We start from the raw sequence: 25813 nt of genomic DNA, 5'->3' as shown, positions 1-25813 counted from the left end.
CGTGGGCGGTGGCTCGCCGCGACGGTGGCGGCGGCCGGGCTGGGCGCCGCGCTCGCCGCGCTGCTGCCGACCGCCCGGCTGCCGCTCGCCGTGGGCGGGTACGTGGCAGTGTTCCTGCTGTTCACCGGCGTGCTGCTGGCCGCCGTGGCACGCCTCGCGCAACCCCGCCGGCCACCGGTGACCGAGGGTGGCGTCCGGTCCGCTGCCGTCGCTGTCGGGCTCCTCGGGTACGCCGCGCTCGCCGTCGCGCTGCCGCTGCACCTCGGCCTCACCTCGACCGTGCCGGTCGGGGCCCGGTGGTGGCTGCTGCCCCTGGTGACGTTCTGCTGCCTGGTCTTCCTGCTCGGCGCCGAACGGCTCGCGGACGGCCACGGCATCCGGTACGCGGCCACCGGCGGGATCGCCGTGCTGGTGCTCGCCGTCGCGGCGGTGCTCGGCCTGGCACCTGGGTTCGTGCTGCTGGTGGTGCCGCTGTTCGCGGCGCTGGTGGCCGGGCAGGCGGCCTGGGCCGTGGTGTTGCGCCGCCGGGCCGCGCCGTGGTGGCTGGCGTCGTCGGTCGGGGCGGTGGTGCTCGCCTGGCCGATCGCGACCACGCTGCCGCTGGCCTGACCGTCGCCGCTATCGGCTGTCGGTCTGCTGTTCCACGGCGCGTTGCACGGCCCGGTAGATCTGCCCGAACCGCAGCGCGTCGGGCGTGCGGACCAGCATCGTCTCCCGGCCGTGGTGCTGCACCCACAGCTCGTGCACCCGGTTGCCGCGCTCGTAGGAGCGGTCCAGCCACCCGAGCGGCACCTCCAGGAACGGGGTGAGCGCCAGCCCCGCCACCACGAACGCGGCCAGGATGATCAGGGCCAGTTTCCATTCGCCCCGGTCCTGCGCGGACCAGGCCAGCGAGAGCACGCAGACCACCGCGACCAGGGGTGGCAGCGACAGCAGCAGGACCAGCACCCCGCGTCCCAGCACCCGCCCCCGGACGGCGAGCGTGGTGGTGCCGCGCGCGTGCCAGACGTACGTGACGTCGGCGAGCGCGACGACCTGCCCGCCCGCGTGGATCGCCTCCGAGGTGACCTGTACGGCGTCGTCCCGGTAATAGAGGACCATGAATCAGCCTAACCGCGTGCGTCGATGCCGGCGCGTCCCGCGGCGGTAGGCTGGCGGGCATGGCGGACCGGAACGGGGCCGGGATCGGTGACGAGCAGGCGCGCAACGTCGAGGTGGTCAAGCGCTACCTGCGCACCTTCGTCACGAAGGATCTGGCCGAACTGGCCGAGGTGGTCGACGAGGACGTGGAGATCTACGGCTCGGGCACCGCGGTCCGCGGCCGGCGCCATCCCGAGGCGGCCGTCTCCTCACCCGGCCTGACCGTGCTCGACCAGGACATCCGGGAGATCTTCGCGGCCGGGGACCGGGTGGTGGTGTCGATGGCGCAGACGTACCGGCGGGACGCGACCGGTGCGACCACCGTGCAGAGCGCCTGCAAGATGTACCGCCTGGCCGGCGGCCGGATCGTGCAGTTCTGGGGCGAGCAGGACACCTACGGCCTGTTGCGCGGGCTGGGCCTGCTGCCGGACGAGCCGATCACGTTCTGACCCGGAGCGGGACGGCCGGGCGCGGCGCGCCCCGGGGCGGACGGCAGGGCCTCCATGGCCCGCTGCACCGCCCGGTAGACCTGGCCGAAGCGCATCGCGTCGCGGGTGTGCAACAGCCGCACCGGGCGGCCCCGCCACTCGGCCCACATCTCCATCTCCCGGCTGCCCCGGGCGTACGAGCGGTCCAGGTGTTCGAAGAGGAAGTCCGCGAGCGGCCCGACCGCGAGGCCGACCAGCACCGAGGTCCCGACGACGGCGATGGTGACCACCGCCGAACCCTGGAGCCACACGGCCAGCGCGATGCCCAGCACGGCGGCCACCAGCGGCCCGGCGAGCGCGGCCCCGATCGCGCCGCGTCCGGCGAGCACCCGCCAGGAGCGTTCGCCCCGCCGGTGCCACACGTTCGTGAGTTCGGCCAGCGGGTAGCTGCGCCCGTCCACCCGTACCGCGGTGGAGGTGACCTGGACGGAGCGGTCGTCGTAGTAGGTGATCATGGCCTCACTCCCGGTGGCGGGGCAGCGGCGACTCCGGCGGCGACCTGGGGAGTCGCCGACACCACACTGTCTACCCCAACGAGGCGAGTCGTAAGGTTGGCACGCGACTTCGACGAGGAAGTGAGGGCAGCGTGGGCGAGTTCGTCAGGCTGGAAGTGAAGGACGGCATCGGCACCATCCGGCTGGAGCGGCCGCCGATGAACGCGCTCAACACCCAGGTGCAGGAGGAGCTGCGCGCCGCCGCGTCGGCGGCCACCGCCGACGCCGAGGTCCGCGCCGTGATCGTGTACGGCGGCGAGAAGGTCTTCGCGGCCGGTGCGGACATCAAGGAGATGGCCGACATGTCCTACGTGGACATGGCGGAGCGGGCGGCCGACCTGTCCAGCGCGCTCGGCGCGATCGCCCGCATCCCCAAGCCGGTCGTCGCCGCGATCACCGGGTACGCGCTCGGCGGCGGCTGCGAGCTGGCGCTGGCCTGCGACTGGCGGATCGTCGCCGAGGACGCCAAGCTCGGCCAGCCGGAGATCAAGCTCGGCATCATCCCCGGCGCCGGCGGCACGCAGCGGCTGGCCCGCCTGGTCGGCCCGGCCCGCGCCAAGGATCTGATCATGACCGGGCGGATGGTCGACGCCGCCGAGGCGCTGCGGATCGGCCTGGCCGACCGCGTGGTCCCGGCCGCCGAGGTCTACGACGCCGCCGTGGCGTACGTGAAGCCGTTCCTGACCGGGCCGGTGCAGGCGCTGCGCGCGGCGAAGGCGGCTGTCGACGGCGGTCTGGACATGGACCTCACCTCGGGCCTGGCCTGGGAGAGCCAGCTCTTCGCGGCGCTGTTCGCCACCGACGACCGGCGCGAGGGCATGGCCGCGTTCGTGGAGAAGCGCAAGCCGGGCTTCGCCGGTCGCTGACGCGAGAGCTGTTCACATCCGCGATACCGGCCAGTAGCGTGACCCCGGTCGGTCGACGAAGGGGAATGGCATGACGGAGCGGATCGAGGGCCACGGGGGCGATCTGGCACTCGCGGCACTACGCGCGCACGGCGTACGGGAGATGTTCACGCTCTCCGGCGGGCACGTCTTCCCGCTCTACGACGCCGCGCACAAGGCGGGTTTCCCCCTCTACGATGTGCGGCACGAGCAGTCCGCCGTGTTCGCCGCCGAGGCGGTCGCCAAGCTCCAGCGCCGCCCCGGCCTGGCCGTGCTCACCGCCGGCCCCGGCGTCACCAACGGGGTCTCCGGCCTGACCAGCGCGTTCTTCAACGCCTCGCCGGTGTTGGTGCTCGGTGGGCGGGCGCCGCAGTTCCGCTGGGGCTCGGGCAGCCTCCAGGAGATGGACCACCTGCCGCTGGTCGCGCCGGTGACCAAGCACGCCGAGACGGTGTTCAGCGCCGACGACATCCCGCGCGCGGTGTCGGCGGCGCTGACCACCGCGCTCACCCCGCACCGCGGCCCGGTGTTCCTGGACTTCCCGCTGGAGGCGGTCTTCTCGGTCGGTGACACCGACCTGCCGACGGTCACGCCGCCGGCGCCGATCGAGCCGGACCCGGACGAGGTGGCCAAGGCGGCCCGCCTCATCGCGGGCGCGTCCCGGCCGGTGATCATCGCCGGCTCCGACGTGTACGCGGGCGACGCCGTCGAGGCGCTGCGCGCCGCCGCCGAGTCGCTGCGGGTGCCGGTGTTCACAAACGGCATGGGCCGGGGTGCGCTGCCGCCGGAGCACCCGCTCGCCTTCGCCAAGGCCCGCCGGGTCGCGCTCAAGGGCGCCGACGTGGTCGTGGTGATCGGCACCCCGCTGGACTTCCGGCTCTCCTTCGGCGACTTCGGCGACGCCCAGGTGGTGCACGTCGTGGACGCGCCCAGCCAGCGGGCCGGGCACGTGCAGCCCGCCGCCGCGCCGGCCGGTGACCTGCGGCTGATCCTCGGCGCGTTCGCCGACCACGCCGGCGACCGGGCCGACCACGCCGACTGGATCGCCGAGCTGCGGACCGCCGAGGACGCGGCGAAGGCCCGCGACGCGGAGGAGATGGCGGCCGAGAGTGACCCGATCCGCCCGGCCCGGATCTACGGCGAGCTGCGCAAGGCGCTCGCGCCTGATGCCATCACCATCGGCGACGGCGGCGACTTCGTGTCGTACGCCGGGAGGTACCTGGAGCCGGCCCAGCCCGGCACCTGGCTCGACCCCGGCCCGTACGGGTGCCTCGGCACCGGCATGGGCTACGCGATGGGCGCCCGGGTCAGTCACCCGGACCGGCAGATCTGCGTGCTGATGGGCGACGGCGCGGCCGGCTTCTCGCTGATGGACGTGGAGTCGCTGGTCCGGCAGAAGCTGCCGGTGGTGATCGTGGTCGGCAACAACGGCATCTGGGGGCTGGAGAAGCACCCGATGCGGGCGATGTACGGCTACGACGTGGCCGCCGACCTCCAGCCCGGCCTGCGCTACGACAAGGTGGTCGAGGCGCTCGGCGGCGCGGGCGAGACGGTGGAGAAGGCCGCCGACCTCGGGCCCGCGCTGGTGCGCGCGTTCGACTCGGGCGTGCCGTACCTGGTGAACGTGCTGACCGACCCCGCGGACGCGTACCCCCGTTCGTCGAACCTGGCCTGACCACGGCGCGTGCGGGCCGTCCACCGGGTGACCGGCGGGCGGCCCGCTGCGCGTGTCAGACCTCGGGGCGGTCCCTGTCGTCCGGGCGGCCGCGCAGTTCCTCCTCGCGGCGGCGCAGGTCCTCCTCCCACAGCCGCAGCCGTTCCTGGTCCTCGCGGCGGGACCGCTCGTCCAGCGAGGCGAGGAACTCCGGGTCGTCGTCCGGTGCGAGCGGGCGGCGGGCCGGGGCGGCGGGACGGGCCGTGCCGGTGACGCCGGCGGTCCCGGCCGGGCGCTCGCGGCCCACCAGGAACCAGGCGATCGAGCCGACCAGCGGGAAGAAGAGAATGATCAGCACCCAGATCATCCGGGGCAGCGCCTTGACCTTCTCCTCGTCGGCGGAGAGGCAGCTGATCAGCGCGCACACGGCGAGGACGATCTGGACCAGGAAGAGCAGCACGTAGAGGCGGGCCATGACTCATGATGGCTCACCGCCGCTCGTCAGCGCACCCCGCCGAGCACGTGCGCCACGCCGAGCACCGCAAGTCCGGCCGCACCGAGCGCGGTCAGCGGCACCGACCATCTGTCGAACCGGCGCGGTCCGGTGCCGGTGGCCCGGTGCCACGTCACCACGAGCACGGCGAGCCAGACCACCACCGCGAGCCCGGCCGGCGCCGCGTCCGCGGCCCGGCCGCCGAACGCCGGCCGGAGCTGGAGCAGCAGCACCGCGGTGAGCGTGAGCAGCGTCCGCCGCCAGGCCAGCCGGGTGCGCTCGGGTTGCAGGCCGGGGTCACGGGTCACCGCGCGCCGCCCAGCAGCACGGCGGTCACCAGCAGCAGCGCGCCGACCGCGACGACGAGCGCCAGCACGGCCGGGAAGCGGGACGCGGGCAGCTCCTCGTTGAGCCGCATGGCGCGTTCGGTGCGCGCCCAGTGGTCGACCGCCCGGATCGAGACGGTGGCGCCGAGCAGCAGCAGCGCGACCGCGAGCGCCTCGCGCAGGTGGGCCAGGCGCAGCGGCGGGAGGAACTGCGCGGCGGCCAGCCCGCCCGCCACCAGCGCGAGACCTGTTCGCAGCCAGGCCAGGAACGTCCGTTCGTTCGCCAGCGAGAAGCGGTAGTCCGGCGGGGTGCCGACCGAACGCAGCTCACGCGGGTCGAACCAGCTCTTGATCGACTCCCACACGCTGCCGATTATCCGCTTTGCCCCGCGCCTAGCCTGGGGGGATGACCGATCTTGACGCGCGCGAGCTGCGTGACGCCTACGACAGCCAGATCCGACCGGAGCTGCCGGACCCGCTGCCGGACGGGGTGACGGTGGAGCGTGACGGCCCGCTGTTCCGCGTGCTCGGCCTCGACCACCGGGGCTTCCTCACCTACCGGACGCTCGACGGCCTGGCCGGCGGCGAGCTGGACGCGCTCATCGCCCGGCAGGTCGAGGTCTTCCGGGCCCGGGGTGAGTCGGTCGAGTGGAAGCTCGCCGGTCACGACGAGCCGGCCGACCTGGGCGACCGGCTGCGCGCCGCCGGGTTCGTCCCGGAGGACCAGGAGACCGTCGTGGTCGGCCCGGTCGCGCCGCTCGCCGCCGCCGTTCCGGTGCTCCCCGAGGGGGTACGCCTGCGCGAGGTCACCGGCCGGGCCGACCTGGAGCGGATCGCGGCGATGGAGGAGGAGGTCTGGCACGACGACCGCAGCCACCTGGTGATCGGCCTGCTCCGGGAGATCGAGGCGGACCCGCAGTCGATCACGGTGGTGGTGGCCGAGGCGGGGGAGACGGTGGTCAGCGCGGGCTGGATCCGCTACCAGCGCGGCACCGGCTTCGCCAGCCTCTGGGGCGGGTCGACGCTGCCGCAATGGCGAAAGAAGGGCATCTACCGGGCGCTCGTGGCGCACCGGGCGCGGCTGGCGCAGCAGCGCGGCAAGACGCTGCTCCAGGTGGACTGCTCGCCGGACAGCCGGCCCATCCTGGAGCGGCTCGGGCTCGTTGCGGTCACCACCTCCACGCCCTACGTCTACACTCCGTGATCATGGAACGGTTGACGGCGGACGAGCGGCTCACCCTGAAGACCGGCGCGTTCGGTGCCGTGTTCCTGGTCTCCAACGCCGTACCGGGGGTGCTGGCCATGGTGCGGGAGAGCTTCGCCGCCTCCGGCGCGCTCGCCGAGGTGGGGGGCGTGGTCAAGGAGGCACTGACCACCGGGCCGCTGCCGCAGCTCCCCCGGGACTCGGTCATGGAGATCGAATCGGTGGTGCTGCCCGCGCTGGGCCGGTCGGTGGAGATCCTGCGCGCCAAGTCGCCGGGCGACGTCGATACGTACCGGTCGGTGGTGCTGGCCGCGGCGGAGCGGGTGGCGCAGGCGCACCGGGGGATCGAGCCGGCCGAGGCGGCGGCGATCGAGAAGATCCGGCAGGCGCTGACCGAGGCGGCGTGACGGTTGGTGAGTTGCGTCACTCCGGCCCGCCGGGGTGGCCATGCTACTTGCGGGTAACATTGCGCTCGTGGGGAAGTGCACAGCTGCCCGCGGTTGACCCACGTTGCGTCGCGCGGGAGGCTGCGCCCGTGACCGGGCGAGTGATCGCTACACCAAACAGGAGGGTCGTCGAAGCGCGATGAACATCGTCGTACTCGTCAAGCAGGTGCCCGATTCGGGCGCGGACCGCAACCTGCGTTCTGACGACAACACCGTCGACCGCGGTTCGGCGAACAACGTCATCAACGAGATGGACGAGTACGCCATCGAGGAGGCGTTGAAGATCAAGGAGGCGCACGGCGGCGAGGTCACCATCCTGACCATGGGTCCGGACCGGGCGACCGAGTCGATCCGCAAGGCGCTCTCCATGGGCCCGGACAAGGCCGTCCACGTCGTCGACGACGCCCTGCACGGCTCCTGCGCCGTGGCCACCTCGAAGGTGCTCGCCGCCGCCCTCGGTCAGCTGGGCGCCGACCTGGTCATCTGCGGCGCCGAGTCGACCGACGGCCGGGTCCAGGTCATGCCGCACATGATCGCCGAGCGGCTGGGCGTGGCCGCCCTGACCGGTGCCCGCAAGCTCACCGTCGACGGCGCGAACCTGACCGTCGAGCGGCAGACCGAGGAGGGCTACGAGGTGGTCACCGCCTCGACCCCGGCCGTGGTCTCCGTCTGGGACACCATCAACGAGCCGCGCTACCCGTCCTTCAAGGGCATCATGGCCGCCAAGAAGAAGCCGGTGCAGACGCTCTCCCTGGGCGACCTGGGCGTGGCCCCGGCCGAGGTGGGCTTCGACGGCGCCACCAGCGCCGTGGTCGAGCACTCCAAGCGCCCGCCGCGCTCCGGCGGCGAGAAGATCACCGACGAGGGCGAGGGCGGCGTGAAGCTGGTCGAGTTCCTCGCCACCGAGAAGTTCGTGTGAGAGGTCTGGGACATGTCTGAGGTTCTCGTCGTCGTCGAAGCCACCCGGGAGTTCGGCGTCAAGAAGGTCACCCTCGAGATGCTCACCCTCGCCCGCGAGCTGGGCACCCCGAGCGCCGTCGTCCTCGGTGGCGCGGGTGCCGCCGAGGCGCTGAGCGCCAAGCTGGGCGAGTACGGCGCGGAGAAGATCTACGCCGCCGAGGGTGAGGAGATCGACGGCTACCTGGTCGCCCCGAAGGCCACGGTGGTCGCCGAGCTGGTCAAGCGGGTCCAGCCCGCCGCCGTGCTGCTCGCCTCGTCGCAGGAGGGCAAGGAGATCGCCGCCCGCCTCGCGGTCAAGCTGGACAACGGCATCCTGACCGACGTGGTCGGCCTGGCCGCCGACGGCACCGCGACCCAGGTCGCGTTCGCCGGCTCCACCATCGTCAAGTCCAAGGTCACCAAGGGCCTGCCGCTGGTCACCGTCCGGCCGAACTCGCTCAACCCGGCCCCGGCCGCGGCCACCCCGGCCGTCGAGCAGCTCACCGTGTCGGTCACCGACGCGGACAAGCTCGCCAAGGTCGTCGAGCGGGTCGCCGAGCAGAAGGGCTCCCGCCCCGAGCTGACCGAGGCGTCGGTCGTCGTCTCCGGCGGTCGCGGTGTCGGCAACGCCGACAACTTCAAGCTGGTCGAGGAGATGGCCGACCTGCTCGGCGGCGCGGTCGGCGCGTCCCGCGCGGCCGTCGACTCCGGCTACTACCCGCACCAGTTCCAGGTCGGTCAGACCGGCAAGACGGTCTCCCCGCAGCTCTACGTCGCGCTGGGCATCTCCGGCGCGATCCAGCACCGGGCCGGCATGCAGACCTCGAAGACCATCGTCGCGGTGAACAAGGACGCCGAGGCGCCGATCTTCGAGCTGGCCGACTACGGCGTGGTCGGCGACCTGTTCAAGGTCGTCCCGCAGGCCGCCGAGGAGATCCGCAAGCGCAAGTGAGCGTCGCGTGAAAAAGGCCGCCGCCCGGTGCACCGGGCGGCGGCCTTTCCTCGTGGGGAGCTGATCGGCGGGCCGGGGAGCTGAGCCGGCCCGCCGATCAGCCCGTCAGGGTGCCCCTCAGCAGGCTGTCGCCGGAGTGGCCGGGCTTGTTGTCGTACTGCTCCGCGCTGACGTCGACCACGGTGTAGGTACGCAGGTCGACGTTCGGGGGGATCGGCAGGAGCGCATCCCCCGAGCCGTTGCTCAGCGTACCCACGGAGAACATCTCCATCGTGTTCGGATCGATCAGCCAGACCTCGTAGTACCCCGGAACGCTCGGGAGATTCGCCACGTGCAGATGCAACCGGTGGTCGCCGAGCACCCGGGCGTCGCCGGAGGCGTCCTTCGGCGTCGTACCGAACGCGGCGAGCGGCGCGCTGGCCACCACGGGCGGCTGCGGATCGGTCGGCTCGCCGCCGCCACCGCCGAGCACCGCGGCCGTGCCGGCCACGCCGATCACCGCGGCGGCGGTGGCGGTGACCGCAGTGGTCGCCCACCCCGGCCAGCGCCGGCTCCGCCGCGGACGACGTGCCACGACGGGTACGGCGGCCGGCTCCACCGGGTCGGCGGGGCGCGGCAGGCGACGCTCGGTCAGCGCCGGCAGCTCCTCGGCGGCCCGGATCTCGGCCACGATGCCCTGCCAGATGTGCTCCGGCGGGTCGGGCAGCTCGGCCAGGCCCTGGGTGCCGGCGCCGAGCCCGGCGACGTGCTGGAGCGTCTCCATCTCGCCCCGGCAGTGGTCGCAGGTGTCCAGATGGGTGGCCTCGCCGTCAGCCGCCTCGCTCTCACCGAGCGCCAGAAAGACCAGCCGGTCGTGGTCCAGGTGCTGCACCGTCCACCTCCCATCTGCGTTTCAGGCTCTGCATGCCGCGTCTGATGTGACTCTTGACGGTGCCGAGCGGCACTCCGGTCACCGCCGCGATCTGCTGGTGTGTCAGGTCGTCGTAGAACGCCAGCTCGAGCATCCGGCGTTGTTCGTCGGGGAGCCGGGCCAGCTCGTCGGCGACCACCAGCCGGTCGACCACGGTGTCCGGGTCGGGGCCGGTGGAGACCGGCTCCGGCAGTTGCTTCACCGTCTCGACCACCCGGGTTTCGCGGGCCGCGGCCCGGATCCGGTCGACCACCTTGCGCCGCCCGATCCCGAGCAGCCAGCCGACCAGTGAGCCTTTCGCCGGGTCGAACGTCTCCCGGCCGAGCCAGGCGGCGACGAACGTCGCCTGGGTCACGTCCTCGGCGTCGCTGCGGTTCACGAGCGTCGTGGTGGCCAGGTGCAGCACCGCTCGCCCGTACCTGTCGTACGCCTCTCGCAGGGCCGCCTCGTCGCCGTCGCGGAAACCGGGTGGCGAGGTCGTCCTCGCCTGGCGGTTCGGGGCCCTGCCTGGCCGCCGTCACCGGGCGGCTCGCCTTCCGTGGGGCATGCCCGACTGTAACTCCCACAGCCCCCGCCCCACTCTCCCGGTGTGTCCGTCACAACCCTCGTCACCTCTCCTTCGTCGCCGCAGGGTCCACCGGATGCGCCCCGAGACGGGAAAAAGAAATCGGATCCGGGCGCATCCGGGGGCGACGGAGCCGGCGTAACCCGTTCTGCAAGCCAGGCCTGACGAATCAGCATCAACCACCAGGAGGCAGACAATGCAGTACGCGATGTTCCGTCGGGTCGCCGCGGGCGGCGCGGTGGCCGCCCTCACCTTCGCCGGCGTCGGCGCCGCCACCATGAGCCCGGCCTACGCCGCCTCGTCGAAGGTCTCCGTGGTCCACGGCATCCCGGACACCCCGGTCGACGTGTACGTCAACGGCGAGAAGACGCTGAACAACTTCAAGCCCGGCGACGTCGCCGGCCCGCTCACCCTGCCCGAGGGGGAGTACGACATCGCCCTGACCAAGCCGGGCGAGGCGATCGACAAGGCGATCCTGAAGGTGGACGACGCCGAGGTGCCGGGCGGGGCGAACATCAGCCTCGCCGCCCACCTGAGCGCCGCCGGCGAGCCGCAGATCACCCCGTTCGTCAACGACGTGTCCAAGGTGGGCGCCGGCAAGGCCCGGCTGATCGTCCGGCACACCGCCGCCGCGCCGGCGGTCGACGTGCGGACCGGCGGTAAGCCGGTCTTCGAGGGCCTGACCAACCCGAAGGAGGCCAAGGCGGACGTGGCCGCCGGCTCGGTGAAGGCGGACGTGGTGCTCGCCGGCACCGACACCGTCGCCATCGGCCCGGCCGACCTCAACCTGAAGGAGGGCACCGCCACCATCGTCTACGCGATCGGCTCGGCCGAGGCGAAGAACCTGAGCGTGGTGGCCCAGACCATCAACGGCCTGCACTCGGCGCCGGGCGGCGTGCCCAGCGGCACCGGCGGTCAGGCCGGCACCGGCGTGGACACCTGGTGGTACGTGCTGGCCGGGGCCGGCGTGCTGCTCCTGGTCGGCGGCGGGGCGCGGGTGGCGGCAACCGCCCGGGCCGGTCGCCGGTGACGGTGCGCAATCGCGGGGCGCTGGCGGCGATGGCCGCCGGCGCCGCCGCGCTCACCCTGGCGACAGTGGTGGCGTGCGGCTCCGAGCCCGCCGGGGACGTCGGCGGCGACGAGGTGGCGGCCCTGGCCAGTGCGACGCCCACGTCGCCCCCGGCGTCGACCGGCGGCGGTCCGGTCCCGGTGAACCCGGGCACGCTGCCCGCCGATACCGAGATCGTGCCGCCGGTGAAGTTGAGCATCCCGCCGATCCGGGTCACCGCCACCGTGAATCCGGTGGGCGTGAACGAGCGCACCGACGAGTTCGAGGTGCCGCCCAGCGTGGACCAGGTCGGGTGGTACCGCTACGGACCGGGCCTGGAGGCCGACGCCGGCTCGGTGGTGATCGCCGGGCACGTGGACAGCGCCGAGCAGGGAAAGGGGGCGTTCTTCCGGCTCCGCGAGCTGGGCCGGGGGGACAAGCTCACCGCCACCGGCTCGGACGGCCGCGAGCGCTCGTACCGGGTGGTGGCCCGGGAGGAGTACCGGAAGTCGAAGATCCCGCTGGAGCGGTACTTCGCGCGCGACGGCAAGCCCCGCCTCACGCTGATCACCTGCGGCGGGCCGTTCGACGCGAAGACCCGCAGCTACCGGGACAACATCGTGATCACGGCCGTTCCCGCGTGATCGTGGCGTTCCCGCATGAGCGGGCCGGACCGCCCCGGGTGGGACGGGGCGGTCCGGCCCCCGGTGCCGGGTACGCAGGCCGTTAGGCTGAACCGTGATGGCATACCTTGATCACGCGGCGACGACCCCGATGCTGGACGAGGCACTCGAGGCGTACGTCGCTGTCGCCCGCGAGGTCGGCAACGCCTCGTCGCTGCACGCGGCGGGTCGCCGGGCCCGGCGGCGGGTGGAGGAGTCCCGCGAGCGGGTGGCCGCCGCGCTCGGCGCCCGCCCCTCCGAGGTGATCTTCACGGGCGGCGGCACGGAGAGCGACAACCTCGCCGTGAAGGGCGTCTTCTGGGCTCGTCGCGCCGCCCGGGCCGACCGGGTCCGGGTGGTCTCCAGCGCGGTCGAGCACCACGCCGTCCTCGACGCGGTGGACTGGCTGGTCGAGCACGAGGACGCGCAGGCCGGCTGGCTGCCGGTCGACGCGGCCGGGCGGCTCGATCCGGAGCGACTGCGCGCCGAGCTGGCCGAGCACGGCGAGCGTGTCGCGGTGGTCACCGCCATGTGGGCGAACAACGAGGTGGGCACCGTCCAGCCGGTGGCCGAGCTGGCCGCCGTCGCCGCCGAACACGGGGTGCCGTTCCACACCGACGCCATCCAGGCGGTCGGGCAGGTCCCCGTCGACTTCGCCGCCAGCGGCGTGTCGGCGCTCACCGTGACCGGGCACAAGCTCGGCGGCCCGGCCGGTGTGGGCGCGCTGCTGCTGGCCCGCGACGTGGCGGCCACCCCGCTGCTGCACGGCGGCGGCCAGGAGCGCGACGTGCGCTCCGGGACGCTCGACACGGCGGGCATCGTCGCGTTCGCGGTCGCCGTCGAGAGCGCGGTCAAGGGCCAGCAGGAGTACGCCGCCCGCGTCGCCGCGCTCCGCGACGAGCTGGTCGAGCGGGTCCGGCAGGCCGTCCCCGAGGTGATCTTCAACGGCGATCCGGCCGACCGGCTCCCCGGCAACGCGCACTTCTCCTTCCCCGGCTGCGAGGGGGACGCGCTGCTGCTGCTCCTGGACGCCCAGGGCATCGCCTGCTCGACCGGGTCGGCCTGCTCGGCCGGGGTGGCCCAGCCCTCGCACGTGCTGCTGGCGATGGGCGCCGACGACGACCGGGCCCGGTCCTCGCTGCGCTTCACGCTCGGGCACACGAGCACCGGCGCGGACGTGGACGCGCTGATCGCCGCGCTGCCCGCAGCGGTGGAGCGGGCCCGCCGCGCGGCCGCCCTCCGTACTCCCCGCTGACCCGGATACCCTCGGTGAGGACGAGGGGAGTGGGCCGGTGAGGGTTCTGGCGGCGATGTCGGGCGGGGTGGACTCCGCCGTCGCGGCGGCACGGGCGGTGGAGGCCGGGCACGACGTGACGGGCGTGCACCTGGCCCTGGCCCGTAACCCGCAGACGTACCGCACCGGCGCCCGGGGCTGCTGCACGCTGGAGGACTCCCGGGACGCCCGGCGCGCCGCCGACGTGCTCGGCATCCCGTTCTACGTGTGGGACATGGCCGACCGGTTCCACGACGACGTGGTGGACGACTTCGTGGCCGAGTACGCCGCTGGGCGTACCCCGAATCCCTGCCTGCGTTGCAACGAGAAGATCAAGTTCGCGGCGGTGCTGGACCGGGCCGTGGCCCTGGGCTTCGACGCGGTGGTGACCGGCCACCACGCCCGGCTCGGCGCGGACGGCCTGCTGCGGCGCAGCGTGGACGCGGCCAAGGACCAGTCGTACGTGCTGGCGGTGCTGACCCGCGCGCAGCTCGACCGGTCGATCTTCCCGCTCGGCGACTCGACGAAGGCCGAGGTGCGCGCGGAGGCCGCCCGGCGCGGCCTCGCCGTGGCCGACAAGCCGGACTCGCACGACATCTGCTTCATCGCCGACGGCGACACCCGCGGCTTCCTCGCCGAGCGGCTCGGCGAGGCGCCGGGCCAGGTGGTGGACGCGCTCACCGGCGCGGTGGTGGGCAGCCACAGCGGCGCCTACCAGTACACCGTCGGACAGCGGCGCGGCCTGCACCTGGACCGCCCGGCGCCGGACGGCCGGCCCCGCTACGTGCTGTCCATCACCCCGACCACGAACACGGTGACGGTCGGCCCGGCCGAGGCGCTGGAGGTCTCCGACGTACGCGCCACCCGCCCGGTGTGGACCGGCGGGCCGCGCCCGGACGGGCCGGTCGAGTGCGAGGTGCAGCTCCGGGCGCACGGCGACGTGGTGCCGGCCGCCGTCGAGGTCGACGCCGACGGCCTGCGCGCGTCGCTGCGCCGCCCGGTCCGGGGTGTGGCAGCCGGCCAGGCGATAGTGGCCTACCGGCCGGACCCGGCCGGTGACGTGGTCCTCGGCTCCGCCACCATCACCGCCGCCTGACCGGCGACGGGCAGCGGATAGGCTGCGGCCGTGACTGAGCAGGCGTGGCCCTGGCCCACCGGCGCGGCGACCGGCATCGGGTCGCTGCCCGGCACCGACATCGCCGAGGCGCAGCGGATCGTGCTCGGCGAGCTGCCCGCACTGCCGCACCTGCCCGAGCTGCCCGCCCGGGGGCCGGGCGCGGACATCGTCGGCCGCACCGCCGGCCTGCTCGTCGAACTGCCGGTCGAGCTGTACGCGGCCCGCTGGCGGATCGCCCCGCGCCCCGGCCGGGACCTGCGCCGTGCCCGCGACCTGATGGAACGCGACCTCGACCAGCTCGCCGAGCAGGCCGAGGAGTACGCCGGACCGGTCAAGGTCCAGGCCGCCGGCCCGTTCACCCTCGCCGCCGTGCTGGAGCTGCCGATCGGCGGCCGGATGCTGCGCGACCCGGGCGCGGTACGCGACCTCGCCGGCTCGCTCGGCGAAGGGCTGCGCGGGCACGTCGAGGCGGTGACCCGGCGGCTGCCCCGTGCCTCGGTGCTGCTCCAGCTCGACGAGCCGTCCCTGCCGGCGGTGCTGGCCGGCCGGGTGCCCACCGAGAGCGGATTCGGCACCCACCGTCCGGTGGAGACCGAGGTGGCGCGGGCGCTGCTGCACGACGTGATCGAGGCGGCCGGTGTTCCGGCGCTCGTGCACTGCTGCGCGCCGGACGCGCCGCTGGAGCTGATCCGGTCCGCCGGTGCGGTGGGCGTCGCGCTCGACCTGTCGCTCGTCACCGACCTCGACCCGCTCGGCGAGGCGATCGACGCCGGGCTCGGGCTGCTGGCCGGCGCCGCGCCGACGCTGCCGCCGCCGTCCGGCCGGGCGCCGACGTCGGCCGAGGTCGCCGACCGGGTCCGGCGGGTCTGGGACCAGCTCGGCTTCCCCCGCCGCCGGCTGGCCGAGCAGGTGGTGGTCACCCCCGCGTGCGGCCTGGCCGGCGCCACCCCGGGGTACGCCCGCGCGGTGCTCACCGCCTGCCGCGACGCGGGCCGGCGGCTCGCCGAGGACTGACGTTTTTCCGTCGTACCCGCCGGGCACGATGACCGGCATGATTGGACGACTGCGTTCCACAGTGATCGACTGCCCCGATCCGCGCGCGCTCGCCGCCTTCTACTCCGAGCTGCTCGGCCTGCCCGTGGTGGAGGAGAACTCCGACGGCGACGAGTGGGTGGTGCTCGGCGGCCCACCCGGGCACCAGCCGCGGGTGGCCTTGCAGCGGGCACCGGGCCTGCGCACCCCCGACTGGCCCGACCCGGCCCGGCCGCAGCAGTTCCACCTCGACGTGAGCGTCGACGACATCGAGGCGGCCGAGAAGGCGGTGCTGGCGCTCGGCGCACGGCGGCTCCCCGGTGAGGGGGAGGGCTTCCGGGTCTACGCCGACCCGGTCGGCCACCCGTTCTGCCTCTGCTGGGACTGATCTTCCGCCACTTGCGCGGCGGGGGCATGATCGCCACCGTGACCGCCTCCACCGCCACCGGCCGCGCCGCCGGTTCGCTGTTCGGCCTGGCCTACGGCGACGCCCTGGGCAAGCCGACCGAGTTCCTCACCGTCACCGAGATCGTCCGGCGCTACGGTCCGGGCGGTCCGCGCGAGCTGACCGGCGACCCGGCCCTGGTCACCGACGACACGCAGATGGCGCTCGCAGTGGCGTGGGCGCTGCACGACGCGCCCGCGTACACGGCCGAGGTGGTGGAGCCGCTGCTGCGGCAGCGCTTCGTCGACTGGTCGGTGAGCCCGGAGAACAACCGCGCCCCGGGCATGACCTGCCTGCGGGCCTGCGCCGAGCTGGCCCGGGGCTCCCGCTGGCAGGAGGCCACAGTCGCCGGTTCGAAGGGCTGCGGCGCGAACATGCGCGTCACCCCGGTCGGGCTGCTCGACGTCGACCTGGACACGATGGCCGGGCTGGCCCAGCTCCAGGCCGGCCTGACCCACGGCCACCCGACCGGGCTGGCGGCGAGCGAGCTGACCGCGTACGCGGTCCGGCTGCTGCGCGACGGCGAGGCGCTGCCGGAGCTGCCCGGCCTGCTCACCGAGCGGGCCCGGGAGCAGCGCACCGTCTACCGGGACGACTGGCTCGGTGACCTGTGGCAGCGGCCCGGCGAGAGCAGCGCGGCCGAGTTCGTCGCCCGGGGCTGGGACGACTGCCTGCGCGTGCTCGGCCGGCTGGAGGCGGCGCTGGCCCGCCCGGACGACGGCGGCGACCCGTGCCGGTTCACCGGCGAGGGGTGGGTCGCCGAGGAGGCGCTGGCCACCGCGCTGCTCTGCGCGCTGCGCCACGGCGACGACCCGGTCGGCGCGCTGGCCCGGGGCGCCACCACGGCCGGTGACTCGGACTCCATCGCCGCGCTGGCCGGCGCGTTCGTCGGGGCCGCGTACGGCACGGCCGCCTGGCCCGCCGGGTGGGCGGGGCGGATCGAGTACGCCGGCCAGCTCACCGCGCTCGCCGACGCGTTCGACGGGGAGGCGTCCGGCGCCGGCTCACCCCGTGACGGCCGGGGACCGGCGGCGTGACCCCGCCTTCCGGGTGAGGCCGGGGCGAGGCGGCTCGCTCAGCCGGTGAGGTGGCTCAGCCGGCGGACGCCCCGCCACAGGTCCGGGTCGCAGGTGCCGGCCCGGTCGGCGAACGCGTCCAGCGGCACCGGGATCGGCTCGCTGACGTCGAGGTAGCTGTCGTGGTCGGCGTCCGGATCCCAGTCCCGGGTCGGGATCGGCAGGTGGTCGTCCCGGTCCGACTTGTCCTGGCTGGTGATCTTCAGGACCTCGGCGTCCCGGCCGTCGACGCGCAGCACCAGACAGGGACGCACCTTCGAACCGGTCCCGTCGGCGTAGGGCACGTCGGCCCACCAGATCTCCCCGGGCCGGGGCTCGTCCCGGCTCGTCCGTCCGGCGCCCCGCGGCCTCGGCGGCGTCGCGGTGCGGCCACCCCGTGGCCCGGTGCCGGCCCGGTCACCGCGGCGTCCACCGCCGGTCCGCTCGCCGTCCGGTCCGCCGGTGCGGCTGCCACGCCCGGTGCCCGGCCGCCGTCCGTCGGCCCGGTCGCGCTTCCCGTCGGCCCGGTCGCGCGTCCCGGCGCGTTCGGCCGCCCGGCGGCGCCAGTCGTTCCACAGCCAGCCGGCTGCGACGCAGGCCGCGATCACCAGCGCCCAGATCACCCCGTCGCGCATCCGTCGTCCGCCTTCCGACCGTTGTGGCCCACTACCGCCGACCGATCGTCGCACGGCCCGGCCCCACCCGCCCGGGTGGCGCGGTGGGCGTCCGTTCGCCCTGCTCGGCGCGGGTGGCCGGACGACTGTCACAGCCGACCGCTACGGTTCTCGGGTAGCACGAACACGGGAGGTCGACAGCGGTGTCCGAAGGCGGCGGCGTGTCCGAAGAAGCGGTTCCCCCAGCGGTCGACGCGGCCCAGGACGCGGCGGCGGGTGCCGAGCCGACCCCGGCGGCCCGGGAGCGGCACGCCACGCTCAGCCAGGAGCTGACCGAGCACCAGTACCGCTACTACGTGCTCGACGCGCCGACGGTCACCGACGCGGAGTTCGACAAGCAGCTGCGGGAGCTGGAGGCGCTGGAGGCCGAATACCCGGCGTTGCGCACCCCCGACTCGCCCACCCAGCGGGTCGGCGGCACCTTCTCCACCGACTTCACGCCGGTCACGCACGCCGAGCGGATGCTCTCGCTCGACAACGCCTTCGCCGACGAGGAACTGGCCGCCTGGTCGGAGCGGGTCGAGCGCGACGCCGGCGGCCCGGTGCCCTACCTGTGCGAGCTGAAGGTCGACGGGCTCGCCATCAACCTCACCTACGAGAAGGGCCGGCTGGTGCGCGCGGCCACCCGGGGCGACGGCCGCACCGGCGAGGACGTCACCGCCAACGTGCGCAGCATCAAGGGCGTGCCGGCCCGGCTGACCCCGGCCGGCGACTTCCCCGACGTGCCCGACCTGATCGAGGTGCGCGGCGAGATCTACTTCCCGGTGGCCGCGTTCGCCGACCTGAACGCGAGCCTGGTCGAGCAGGGCAAGGCGCCGTTCGCCAACCCGCGCAACGCCGCCGCCGGAAGCCTGCGGCAGAAGGACCCCCGGGTGACCGCCTCCCGCCCGCTGCGCCTGGTGGTGCACGGCGTCGGCGCGCGCACCGGGTTCCGGCCGGCCGCGCAGTCCGAGTCGTACGCCGCGCTCAAGGCGTGGGGGCTGCCCACCAGCGACCGGTGGCGGGTGGTGGACGACCTGGCCGGCGTCGCGGAATACATCGCCTACTACGGCAGGCACCGGCACGACGTCGAGCACGAGATCGACGGCGTGGTGGTCAAGGTCGACCCGGTCTCCATCCAGGGCCGCCTCGGCTCGACCAGCCGCGCGCCCCGCTGGGCGATCGCCTTCAAATACCCGCCGGAGGAGGTCAACACCAAGCTGCTCGACATCGAGGTGGAGGTCGGGCGCACCGGCCGGGTCACCCCGCGCGCCGTGCTCCAGCCGGTGCGGGTGGCCGGCTCCACCGTCGCCTACGCCACCCTGCACAACGCCCGCGAGGTCGAGCGCAAGGGTGTGCTCATCGGCGACACGGTGGTGCTGCGAAAGGCCGGCGACGTGATCCCCGAGGTGCTCGGCCCGGTGGTCGAGCTGCGCCCGGCCGACGCCCGCCCGTTCGTCATGCCTACCACCTGCCCGGCCTGCGGCACGCCGCTCGCGCCGGCCAAGGAGAGCGACGTCGACATCCGCTGCCCCAACGGGCGGGCCTGCCCCGGTCAGATCCGCGAGCGGGTCTTCTACCTGGCCAGCCGCAAGGTGCTCGACATCGAGGTGCTCGGTGAGAAGGGCGCGGCGGCGCTGCTGGACGCCCAGATCATCACCAACGAGGGCGACCTGTTCCAGCTCGACGCCGAGCAGTTGAGCCGGTCGCCGTTCTTCGTCAACAAGGACGGCAGCCTGGGCAGCAACGCCACCAAGCTGCTCGACAACCTCGCCGAGGCCAAGGAACGCGACCTGTGGCGGGTGCTGGTGGCGCTGTCCATCCGGCACGTCGGCCCGACCGCCGCCCAGGCGCTCGCCCGGCACTTCCGCTCGGTCGCCGCGATCGAGGCCGCCGGTGAGGAGGAGCTGTCCTCGGTGGACGGCGTCGGCCCGACCATCGCGGCGAGCGTGAAGGAGTGGTTCGCCGTCGACTGGCACCGCGACGTGGTGCGCAAGTGGGCCGAGGCGGGCGTACGGATGGCCGAGGAGGCCGCCGACGAGGGGCCGCGACCGCTCGACGGGATCACGGTGGTGGTCACCGGCACGCTCGGCGGGTTCAGCCGCGACCAGGCGGCCGAGGCGATCCAGGTCCGGGGCGGAAAGGTGACCGGCTCGGTCTCCAAGAAGACGGGCTTCGTGGTGGTCGGCGACAATCCCGGATCCAAGGCCGACAAGGCCGCCACCCTGAAACTGCCGATCCTCGACGAGGACGGTTTCCGGGTGCTGCTGGACTCCGGCCCGGAGGCGGCCCGCGAGGTGGCCCGGGTGGAGGACTGACAGGCTGGTCACAGCGATCGTCCGGCGGATACCAAGTTAATTACGACTACGACCGATTCGTGACTGTCGTGTCGGGGAAATCGCCTCGGAGGGCGTTTCATTGGCGTACGACGCGTGACGGCGCGCGCCAGGACGTTCCCCGGGAGGTGCGATGGAGACCGGCGACCCGCGTAACTCCGTCCCGCCCGGGCGGAGCGGGCCGTTCTTCGGCTTCGTCGGCGCGATCGGCGTGGTCGCCCTGGCGGTCTCGGCCGGGCCGCTCGTCGCGCTCGCCGACAGATGGAGTGAACTGCCGGCTGCGTTCTGGACAATGGCGGCGCTCGCCGTCGCCTGCGACGCCCGCCCGTTCGTCCCGCCCGGCCGGCGGCAGACCTCGGCGGTGTTCCCGTCGACCTGCTTCACCTTCGCCATCCTGCTCGGCTGGGGCTTCGGTCCGGCCGTCGCGGTGCAGGCCGTGGCGGTCGCGGTCAGCGGCTGGCGGCTCGGGTACGCCCCCTGGCGTACCGGCTTCAACGCCGCGCAGTACGCGTGCGCGCTCGCCGCCGCGTACGCGGTCACCCGGCTGGGCCCGGGTGAGCTGTTCGACGGCGGCCGTCTGCACTGGACCGACGTGGCGGCCGTGGGCGGCGCGACGGTCGCCTGGTTCGTGGTCAACTACGGGCTGGTCAGCTCCGCGGTCCGGTTGCGCTTCGGCGACAGGTGGTGGCCGAGCGTCCGTAGCGGCCTGGCCTACGAGCTGCTCGCCACCGGTTCGCTGCTGCTGCTCGCGCCGGTGCTGGTGGCCGCCGCCCGGGCCAGCGCGGCGCTGATCCCGCTGGTGCTGGTGCCGCTGTTCGCCGTCTACCGGATGGCCCGGCTCTCCGCCGAACGGGAACAGCTCGCCGACGTGGACCCGCTCACCGGGCTGCCCAACCGCAAGGCGCTGCTCACCGAGGTGGCCGAGCAGGTGCACCTGCACGGCGACCGGGCCGCCCGGGGCGCGCCGGACGCGCACCTGGCGCTGCTGCTGCTCGACCTCGACCGGTTCAAGCACGTCAACGACGCGCTCGGGCACGCGGTGGGGGACCGCCTGCTGGTCGAGGTGAGCGCCCGGCTGACGGGCGCTGTGGGCGCCGGTGACATGGTGGCGCGGCTCGGCGGCGACGAGTTCGCCATCGTCGTACCCCGGCTCACCGACATCGACCAGGCTCGCGAGCGGGCCGACCGGGTGGTCGCCGCGCTCGCCGAACCGGTGCCGCTGGACGGGCTGCCGCTGGACGTGGGCGGCGCCATCGGCATCGCGCTCTACCCCGACCACGGCGAGGACTTCGCCACCCTGATGCGCCACGCCGACGTGGCCATGTACGACGCGAAGCACCGCAACGACACGGTGGCGGTCTACGCGCCGGAGTCCGACCACAACTCGGCCGAGCGCCTGAGCCTGCTGGCCGACCTGCGCCGGGTGCTGGAGTCCGGCCCGTCCGCGCAGGGCGGGGAGACTGTGGGCGTACGCGGGGGTGACGGCGCGGCCCTGACCCCGGCGCTGCCGGTGCGGGCCGACCGCCCGGCCCGCAACCAGCGGCCGGCGCGCGACGGCGGCCGGCGGTCCGGCGACGGGCCGAACCGCTGGCTGCGACGGCGCCGCGAGCGCGTCGAGGAGCGGCACGACGACGACCTGATCGAGCGGATCCTCACCGGCGCCGACCCGATCCGCCGCCGGGCCGCCCGGGCCGGCGCCGGACCGGTCGCGGGTCCGCTCGTGGTCGGCGATGCGGAGTTCGCGCCGGAGCCCGAGACCGCCGACGCCGACGCTGACGTCACCCAGGACGCGGAGGCCGCAGTGAGCACCGGTGCGCCGGGCGTCATCGGGCCGACCGCCGACGGGAGCACGGTGGCCGGGCCGGACGAGCAGGCCGGGCACCCGGGCGAGATCACCATGTACTACCAGCCGCAGATCGCCATCGCGACAGGCGAGGTGGTGGGCGTCGAGGCGCTGCTGCGCTGGCGGCACCCGCGCCGGGGCATGGTCGACCCGGGTGAGCTGATCCAGGTCGCCGAGCAGAGCGCGGTGATGCGGCTGCTCACCCGCCGCGTGGTGGACGACGTGGTGGAGCAGCTCGCGAAGTGGTCGGCGGCCGGGCTCACGCTGCGGGCCGCGCTCAACGTCAGCGTCCGTGACCTGCACACCGGCGAGATCGCCGACCAGATCGCCGACCGGCTGGCCCGGTACGGCGTGCCGCCGGAACGCCTCCAGGTGGAGATCACCGAGGGCGCGCTGATGGCCGACCCGCGGCGGGTGCTCGCCAGCATCACCCAGTTGCACCGCATCGGCGTCGGCATCGCGCTCGACGACTTCGGCACCGGTTACTCGTCGCTGCAACACCTGCGGCGGCTCCCGCTGTCCGAGGTGAAGGTGGACCGGTCGTTCGTCCTCGGGATGGCCGAGGACCCGGACGACGCGGCGATCGTCCGCTCGATGATCGAACTGGCCGGGGCGCTCGGGCTGCGTGTGGTGGCCGAGGGCGTGGAGGACGAGCGCACCTGGCGGATGCTGCACGCCGCCGGGTGCGACGTGGCGCAGGGCTGGTTCCACGCCCGGCCGATGCCGGCGGAGGACCTGGTGGCCTGGCTGTCCCGCTACCGTCCGGTGCGCCCGGCGGAGGCGGGGAGCCGCAGCGGTCCGGCCCCGGAGGGGGAGTCGAAGGCGTCGTCGTGACGGCGGGACAATAGACTCGCTCCGGTCACCGCGCGTCATCGAGCACGCCCGTACGCGCGGCCGGCCCACCGCAGACGTCTCAGGACAGCCACGAAGGGGGCACTGATGGCCGCCATCTCCCGCGAGGAGGTCGCGCACCTCGCGCGACTGTCGCGGCTCGCCGTCACGGAGGAGGAACTGGACACCTTCGCCGGCCAGCTGGATGTGATCCTCCAGTCGGTCGCGCAGGTCGGCGAGGTCGCCGCGGCGGACATCCCGCCGACGTCCCACTCCGTGCCGCTGACGAACGTGCTCCGTGAGGACGTGGTGCGGCCGGGCCTGACCCCGCAGGAGGCGCTGTCGGGCGCCCCCGACGCCGAGGAGCAGCGGTTCCGCGTCCCGCGGATCCTGGACGAGGATGTGGCCTCATGACCGACCTGACCAAGCTCACCGCCGTTGAGATCGCCGGGCTGGTGGCGAGCGGCGAGACCTCCGCGGTCGAGGTCACCCAGGCCCACCTGGACCGGATCGGCGCCGTCGACGACCGGGTGCACGCGTTCCTGCACGTCGACACCGAGGGGGCGCTGGCGGCCGCGCGTGCCGTGGACGAGCGCCGCGCCGCCGGTGAGGAACTGGGCCCGCTCGCCGGTGTGCCGGTCGCGGTGAAGGACGTGCTGACCACCAAGGGCGTGCCGACCACGGTCGGGTCGAAGATCCTGGAGGGCTGGCGCCCGCCGTACGACTCGACGATCGTCGAGCGGCTGCGCGACGCCGGCACGGTGATGCTCGGCAAGACGAACATGGACGAGTTCGCGATGGGCTCCTCCACCGAGTACTCCGCGTACGGGCCGACCCGCAACCCGTGGGACCTGGAGCGGATCCCGGGCGGCTCCGGCGGTGGCAGCGCGGCGGCGCTGGCCGCGTACGAGGCGCCGCTGTCGATCGGCTCGGACACCGGCGGCTCGATCCGCCAGCCCGGCGCGGTCACCGGCACCGTCGGCGCGAAGCCCACCTACGGCGGCACCTCCCGCTACGGCCTGGTCGCGTTCTCCTCGTCGCTGGACACGCCCGGCCCGTGCGCGCGTACCGTGCTCGACGCCGCGTTGCTGCACCAGGTGATCGGCGGTCACGACCCGCGCGACTCCACCTCGATCCCGGCCCCGGTGCCGGACGTGGTGGCCGCGGCGCGGCGTGGCGCCACCGGCGACCTGACCGGCGTGAAGCTCGGCGTGGTCACCGAGTTCACCGGTGAGGGCGCGGAGCCCGGCGTGATGGCCGCGTTCCGCGACGCCGCCGAGGCGCTGGCGAAGCTGGGCGCCGAGATCGTCGAGGTCTCGTGCCCGAACTTCAAGTACGCGCTGCCGGCGTACTACCTGATCGCGCCGAGCGAGTGCTCCTCCAACCTGGCCCGGTTCGACGGCGTCCGGTTCGGCCTGCGGGTCGGCGACGACGGCAACCGGTCGCTGGAGGAGGTCATGTCGCTGACCCGCGAGGCCGGCTTCGGCCCCGAGGTCAAGCGCCGCATCATGCTCGGCACGTACGCCCTCTCCTCGGGCTACTACGACGCCTACTACGGCCAGGCGCAGAAGGTTCGCACGCTCATCACGCGGGACTTCACCAGTGCGTTCGAGCAGGTCGACGCGCTGATCTCGCCGACCACGCCGTTCGTGGCGTTCCCGATCGGGTCGCGTACCGCCGACCCGTACCAGATGTACCTGGCCGACCTGTTCACCATCCCGACGAACCTGTACGGCGGCCCGGCCATCTCGGTGCCGTGCGGCCTGTCCGACGGGCTCCCGGTCGGCTTCCAGATCATGGCGCCGACCATGGCCGACGACCGGATGTACCGGGTCGCCGCCGCGCTGGAGAACGCCGTCGGCACGCTCACCCCGCCGGCGCTCTGAACCAAGGGGTACGGAGGCGGGCCGCCCGCCTCCGTACCGGACGACGTCCCGCGCCCGGTGCGGTCACCACGACCGCGCCGGGCGCGGCTGTCGTCGCGGCGACACGGTGATCACCGATCAGTGGATTGCCCGGGGTCACTGGCACTGGTCGAATAAACTCCGGGTCTGCTGGATCGACTGGACTGTGGCCCGCTGGCGGACGCGAGCGGTTCCGACCGAGAGCTGGATGTGCGATGGGGACACTTCGCCCGGTCATGGCCCTGACGATGGTCGCGGCGTTGCTGCTGGGCGCCGCGCAGCCCGCCACTGCGCAACCGGCCACCGCCGTCACGGAGACCGTCACCATCACCTCGGGCAAGCCCCGGCCGGTCATGGTCATCGGGCAGGTCTACGCGATCCACACCGTGGAGGCCACAGGTGGCACCGAGCCGTACCGGTTGTCGGTGACGTCGGGCGGTCTGCCGCCGGGGATGCTCGTGGTGGGGACGTCGCTCGGTGGTGCGCCGACGACGCCCGGCACGTACACGTTCACGTTGCGGATGACCGACCAGAACGATCTCTTCGACGAGCAGACGGCGACCATCGAGGTACGCGAGCCGACTGTCGTCATCACGTCCGGCAAGCCGCGGTCGCCCATGTACCTCGGGCGGGTGTACGCGATCCACACCGTGGAGGCCGCAGGTGGCACCGAGCCGTACCGGTTGTCGGTGACGTCGGGCGGTCTGCCGCCGGGGATGCTCGTGGTCGGGACGTCCCTCGGTGGCGCGCCGAGCACCCCCGGCACGTACACGTTCACGTTGCGGATGACCGACAAGAACGACCGCTTCGACGAGCAGGACGCCACAGTCGTCGTCGCCGAGGCGGCGACGGTGTTCACCTCCGGCGAACCGCCCGCCGCCACTGCCGGTAAGCCCTACTCGTTCCGGTTCACCGCCGACGGTGACTCGGACATCGCGTTCGCCCTGGCCGCCGGGGCACTGCCGGGCGGTCTCACCCTCGACGAGGAGGGCCGGCTCCGCGGCACCCCGGGCAGCGCCGGCACGTTCACCTTCACCGTCTCGGCGAAGGGATACAGCACCAGCGCCACGACTGAGGTGTCCCTGACCGTCGCCGCCCCGGCCCCGGCCACCCCCACGG

Annotated in this window: 26 protein-coding genes and 2 pseudogenes; 20 read left to right on the top strand and 8 right to left on the bottom strand. The window is 73.9% G+C overall.

Annotated elements, in window-relative coordinates; translation table 11 throughout:
* Positions 1–609, top strand: a pseudogene (locus tag ABD52_RS22895) (dienelactone hydrolase); the annotation flags it as partial.
* A gap of 9 nt (positions 610–618) precedes the next feature.
* Here the strand turns inward: ABD52_RS22895 and ABD52_RS22890 are convergent.
* Positions 619–1101: a DUF6232 family protein gene (locus ABD52_RS22890; protein ID WP_013284444.1), complete on the bottom strand. Its 483-nt coding sequence runs from the start codon at positions 1099–1101 to the stop codon at positions 619–621.
* 59 nt (positions 1102–1160) lie between these two features.
* Here ABD52_RS22890 and ABD52_RS22885 point away from each other — a divergent pair, with 59 nt between their 5' ends.
* Positions 1161–1589, top strand: a complete 429-nt coding sequence (locus ABD52_RS22885) for a nuclear transport factor 2 family protein (RefSeq protein WP_047893173.1) — start codon at positions 1161–1163, stop codon at positions 1587–1589.
* On the opposite strand, the gene ABD52_RS22880 is transcribed toward ABD52_RS22885, so the two are convergent.
* Positions 1535–2083, bottom strand: coding sequence for a DUF6232 family protein (locus ABD52_RS22880; RefSeq protein WP_047893172.1), 549 nt, complete (start codon positions 2081–2083; stop codon positions 1535–1537). The genes ABD52_RS22885 and ABD52_RS22880 overlap by 55 nt on opposite strands.
* Positions 2084–2214: 131 nt before the next feature.
* On the opposite strand from ABD52_RS22880, the gene ABD52_RS22875 reads away from it, so the two are divergent.
* Positions 2215–2988, top strand: coding sequence for an enoyl-CoA hydratase/isomerase family protein (locus ABD52_RS22875; protein ID WP_047893171.1), 774 nt, complete (start codon positions 2215–2217; stop codon positions 2986–2988).
* 70 nt (positions 2989–3058) lie between these two features.
* The gene (locus tag ABD52_RS22870; RefSeq protein ID WP_047893170.1) at positions 3059–4681 is read left to right on the top strand and encodes an acetolactate synthase; all 1623 of its coding nucleotides are present in this window, start codon (positions 3059–3061) and stop codon (positions 4679–4681) included.
* A 55-nt stretch (positions 4682–4736) separates the two neighbouring features.
* On the opposite strand, the gene ABD52_RS22865 is transcribed toward ABD52_RS22870, so the two are convergent.
* From ABD52_RS22865 to ABD52_RS22855, 3 genes are read right to left on the bottom strand one after another with little or no spacing between them, the layout of a single operon-like run.
* Positions 4737–5135: a PLD nuclease N-terminal domain-containing protein gene (locus ABD52_RS22865; protein WP_013284449.1), complete on the bottom strand. Its 399-nt coding sequence runs from the start codon at positions 5133–5135 to the stop codon at positions 4737–4739.
* Positions 5136–5161: 26 nt separating this feature from the next.
* A complete protein-coding gene (locus ABD52_RS22860) occupies positions 5162–5461 on the bottom strand; it encodes a DUF202 domain-containing protein (protein WP_013284450.1) in 300 nt (99 codons plus the stop codon).
* On the bottom strand, positions 5458–5844 hold the full coding sequence (locus tag ABD52_RS22855; RefSeq protein ID WP_047893169.1) for a YidH family protein: 387 nt from the start codon (positions 5842–5844) through the stop codon (positions 5458–5460). Before ABD52_RS22855 ends, ABD52_RS22860 begins: the two co-directional genes overlap by 4 nt.
* A gap of 41 nt (positions 5845–5885) precedes the next feature.
* On the opposite strand from ABD52_RS22855, the gene ABD52_RS22850 reads away from it, so the two are divergent.
* The 4 genes from ABD52_RS22850 to ABD52_RS22835 all read left to right on the top strand — a co-directional run bounded on the left by ABD52_RS22850 (position 5886) and on the right by ABD52_RS22835 (position 9020).
* Positions 5886–6683, top strand: a complete 798-nt coding sequence (locus ABD52_RS22850) for a GNAT family N-acetyltransferase (RefSeq protein ID WP_047893168.1) — start codon at positions 5886–5888, stop codon at positions 6681–6683.
* 2 nt (positions 6684–6685) lie between these two features.
* Positions 6686–7090 carry a hypothetical protein gene (locus ABD52_RS22845; protein WP_047893167.1) on the top strand — a complete coding sequence of 135 codons (405 nt, stop codon included), beginning with the start codon at positions 6686–6688 and terminating at the stop codon, positions 7088–7090.
* Between the two features lie 178 nt (positions 7091–7268).
* Entirely contained in the window at positions 7269–8048 is a 780-nt protein-coding gene (locus ABD52_RS22840) for an electron transfer flavoprotein subunit beta/FixA family protein (protein ID WP_047893166.1), read from the top strand.
* Between the two features lie 12 nt (positions 8049–8060).
* A complete protein-coding gene (locus tag ABD52_RS22835) occupies positions 8061–9020 on the top strand; it encodes an electron transfer flavoprotein subunit alpha/FixB family protein (RefSeq protein WP_047893165.1) in 960 nt (319 codons plus the stop codon).
* Between the two features lie 97 nt (positions 9021–9117).
* Here the strand turns inward: ABD52_RS22835 and ABD52_RS22830 are convergent, their stop codons facing one another.
* On the bottom strand, positions 9118–9891 hold the full coding sequence (locus tag ABD52_RS22830; RefSeq protein ID WP_047893164.1) for an anti-sigma factor: 774 nt from the start codon (positions 9889–9891) through the stop codon (positions 9118–9120).
* Positions 9845–10451 (bottom strand): annotated as a pseudogene (locus ABD52_RS22825) (RNA polymerase sigma factor). The gene ABD52_RS22830 and the pseudogene ABD52_RS22825 overlap by 47 nt, the downstream one beginning before the upstream one ends.
* 240 nt (positions 10452–10691) lie before the next feature.
* Here ABD52_RS22825 and ABD52_RS22820 point away from each other — a divergent pair.
* The 7 genes from ABD52_RS22820 (at position 10692) to ABD52_RS22790 (ending at position 17109) form a co-directional block, all read left to right on the top strand.
* The gene (locus tag ABD52_RS22820) at positions 10692–11525 is read left to right on the top strand and encodes a DUF4397 domain-containing protein (protein WP_047893163.1); all 834 of its coding nucleotides are present in this window, start codon (positions 10692–10694) and stop codon (positions 11523–11525) included.
* The gene (locus ABD52_RS22815) at positions 11522–12187 is read left to right on the top strand and encodes a class F sortase (RefSeq protein WP_047893162.1); all 666 of its coding nucleotides are present in this window, start codon (positions 11522–11524) and stop codon (positions 12185–12187) included. Before ABD52_RS22820 ends, ABD52_RS22815 begins: the two co-directional genes overlap by 4 nt.
* A gap of 97 nt (positions 12188–12284) precedes the next feature.
* Positions 12285–13460: a cysteine desulfurase family protein gene (locus ABD52_RS22810; RefSeq protein ID WP_047893161.1), complete on the top strand. Its 1176-nt coding sequence runs from the start codon at positions 12285–12287 to the stop codon at positions 13458–13460.
* A gap of 37 nt (positions 13461–13497) precedes the next feature.
* Positions 13498–14574 carry a tRNA 2-thiouridine(34) synthase MnmA gene (gene mnmA, locus ABD52_RS22805; RefSeq protein WP_013284461.1) on the top strand — a complete coding sequence of 359 codons (1077 nt, stop codon included), beginning with the start codon at positions 13498–13500 and terminating at the stop codon, positions 14572–14574.
* A 30-nt stretch (positions 14575–14604) separates the two neighbouring features.
* Entirely contained in the window at positions 14605–15609 is a 1005-nt protein-coding gene (locus ABD52_RS22800) for a methionine synthase (protein ID WP_047893160.1), read from the top strand.
* 37 nt (positions 15610–15646) lie between these two features.
* Positions 15647–16015, top strand: coding sequence for a VOC family protein (locus ABD52_RS22795; protein ID WP_030270144.1), 369 nt, complete (start codon positions 15647–15649; stop codon positions 16013–16015).
* A 29-nt stretch (positions 16016–16044) separates the two neighbouring features.
* Positions 16045–17109, top strand: coding sequence for an ADP-ribosylglycohydrolase family protein (locus ABD52_RS22790; RefSeq protein ID WP_200905226.1), 1065 nt, complete (start codon positions 16045–16047; stop codon positions 17107–17109).
* Between the two features lie 38 nt (positions 17110–17147).
* Here the strand turns inward: ABD52_RS22790 and ABD52_RS22785 are convergent, their stop codons facing one another.
* The gene (locus tag ABD52_RS22785) at positions 17148–17762 is read right to left on the bottom strand and encodes a type II toxin-antitoxin system PemK/MazF family toxin (protein WP_030270140.1); all 615 of its coding nucleotides are present in this window, start codon (positions 17760–17762) and stop codon (positions 17148–17150) included.
* A 200-nt stretch (positions 17763–17962) separates the two neighbouring features.
* On the opposite strand from ABD52_RS22785, the gene ligA reads away from it, so the two are divergent.
* From ligA to ABD52_RS22760, 5 genes are all read left to right on the top strand, one after another.
* Positions 17963–20098, top strand: coding sequence for an NAD-dependent DNA ligase LigA (ligA, locus tag ABD52_RS22780; RefSeq protein ID WP_041784461.1), 2136 nt, complete (start codon positions 17963–17965; stop codon positions 20096–20098).
* Positions 20099–20249: 151 nt separating this feature from the next.
* Positions 20250–22793 carry a bifunctional diguanylate cyclase/phosphodiesterase gene (locus ABD52_RS22775; RefSeq protein WP_047893158.1) on the top strand — a complete coding sequence of 848 codons (2544 nt, stop codon included), beginning with the start codon at positions 20250–20252 and terminating at the stop codon, positions 22791–22793.
* Between the two features lie 105 nt (positions 22794–22898).
* A complete protein-coding gene (gene gatC / locus ABD52_RS22770; RefSeq protein WP_013284468.1) occupies positions 22899–23204 on the top strand; it encodes an Asp-tRNA(Asn)/Glu-tRNA(Gln) amidotransferase subunit GatC in 306 nt (101 codons plus the stop codon).
* Positions 23201–24676 (top strand): Asp-tRNA(Asn)/Glu-tRNA(Gln) amidotransferase subunit GatA, encoded by a 1476-nt coding sequence (gene gatA, locus ABD52_RS22765; RefSeq protein WP_030270135.1) that lies wholly within the window; start codon positions 23201–23203, stop codon positions 24674–24676. Before gatC ends, gatA begins: the two co-directional genes overlap by 4 nt.
* A 254-nt stretch (positions 24677–24930) precedes the next feature.
* Positions 24931–25813 (top strand): Ig domain-containing protein (locus tag ABD52_RS22760; RefSeq protein ID WP_235437534.1); only part of this gene is annotated, 883 nt, incomplete at its 3' end.

The organism is Micromonospora sp. RV43 (assembly GCF_001029515.1).
Lineage (GTDB): Bacteria > Actinomycetota > Actinomycetes > Mycobacteriales > Micromonosporaceae > Micromonospora > Micromonospora aurantiaca.
The sequence above is the reverse complement of the archived record's forward strand: the minus strand, read 5'-3'. Positions and strand labels throughout refer to the sequence as shown.

What these genes read in the sequence shown, in the direction of transcription:
- ABD52_RS22890 (WP_013284444.1), bottom strand. Translation starts at nt 1,101, where the DNA reads ATGGTCCTCTATTACCGGGACGACGCCGTACAGGTCACCTCGGAGGCG.
- ABD52_RS22885 (WP_047893173.1), top strand. Translation starts at nt 1,161, where the DNA reads ATGGCGGACCGGAACGGGGCCGGGATCGGTGACGAGCAGGCGCGCAAC.
- ABD52_RS22880 (WP_047893172.1), bottom strand. Translation starts at nt 2,083, where the DNA reads ATGATCACCTACTACGACGACCGCTCCGTCCAGGTCACCTCCACCGCG.
- ABD52_RS22870 (WP_047893170.1), top strand. Translation starts at nt 3,059, where the DNA reads ATGACGGAGCGGATCGAGGGCCACGGGGGCGATCTGGCACTCGCGGCA.
- ABD52_RS22865 (WP_013284449.1), bottom strand. Translation starts at nt 5,135, where the DNA reads ATGGCCCGCCTCTACGTGCTGCTCTTCCTGGTCCAGATCGTCCTCGCC.
- ABD52_RS22850 (WP_047893168.1), top strand. Translation starts at nt 5,886, where the DNA reads ATGACCGATCTTGACGCGCGCGAGCTGCGTGACGCCTACGACAGCCAG.
- ABD52_RS22845 (WP_047893167.1), top strand. Translation starts at nt 6,686, where the DNA reads ATGGAACGGTTGACGGCGGACGAGCGGCTCACCCTGAAGACCGGCGCG.
- ABD52_RS22840 (WP_047893166.1), top strand. Translation starts at nt 7,269, where the DNA reads ATGAACATCGTCGTACTCGTCAAGCAGGTGCCCGATTCGGGCGCGGAC.
- ABD52_RS22835 (WP_047893165.1), top strand. Translation starts at nt 8,061, where the DNA reads ATGTCTGAGGTTCTCGTCGTCGTCGAAGCCACCCGGGAGTTCGGCGTC.
- ABD52_RS22820 (WP_047893163.1), top strand. Translation starts at nt 10,692, where the DNA reads ATGCAGTACGCGATGTTCCGTCGGGTCGCCGCGGGCGGCGCGGTGGCC.
- ABD52_RS22810 (WP_047893161.1), top strand. Translation starts at nt 12,285, where the DNA reads ATGGCATACCTTGATCACGCGGCGACGACCCCGATGCTGGACGAGGCA.
- ABD52_RS22795 (WP_030270144.1), top strand. Translation starts at nt 15,647, where the DNA reads ATGATTGGACGACTGCGTTCCACAGTGATCGACTGCCCCGATCCGCGC.
- ABD52_RS22785 (WP_030270140.1), bottom strand. Translation starts at nt 17,762, where the DNA reads ATGCGCGACGGGGTGATCTGGGCGCTGGTGATCGCGGCCTGCGTCGCA.
- ABD52_RS22775 (WP_047893158.1), top strand. Translation starts at nt 20,250, where the DNA reads ATGGAGACCGGCGACCCGCGTAACTCCGTCCCGCCCGGGCGGAGCGGG.
- gatC (WP_013284468.1), top strand. Translation starts at nt 22,899, where the DNA reads ATGGCCGCCATCTCCCGCGAGGAGGTCGCGCACCTCGCGCGACTGTCG.
- gatA (WP_030270135.1), top strand. Translation starts at nt 23,201, where the DNA reads ATGACCGACCTGACCAAGCTCACCGCCGTTGAGATCGCCGGGCTGGTG.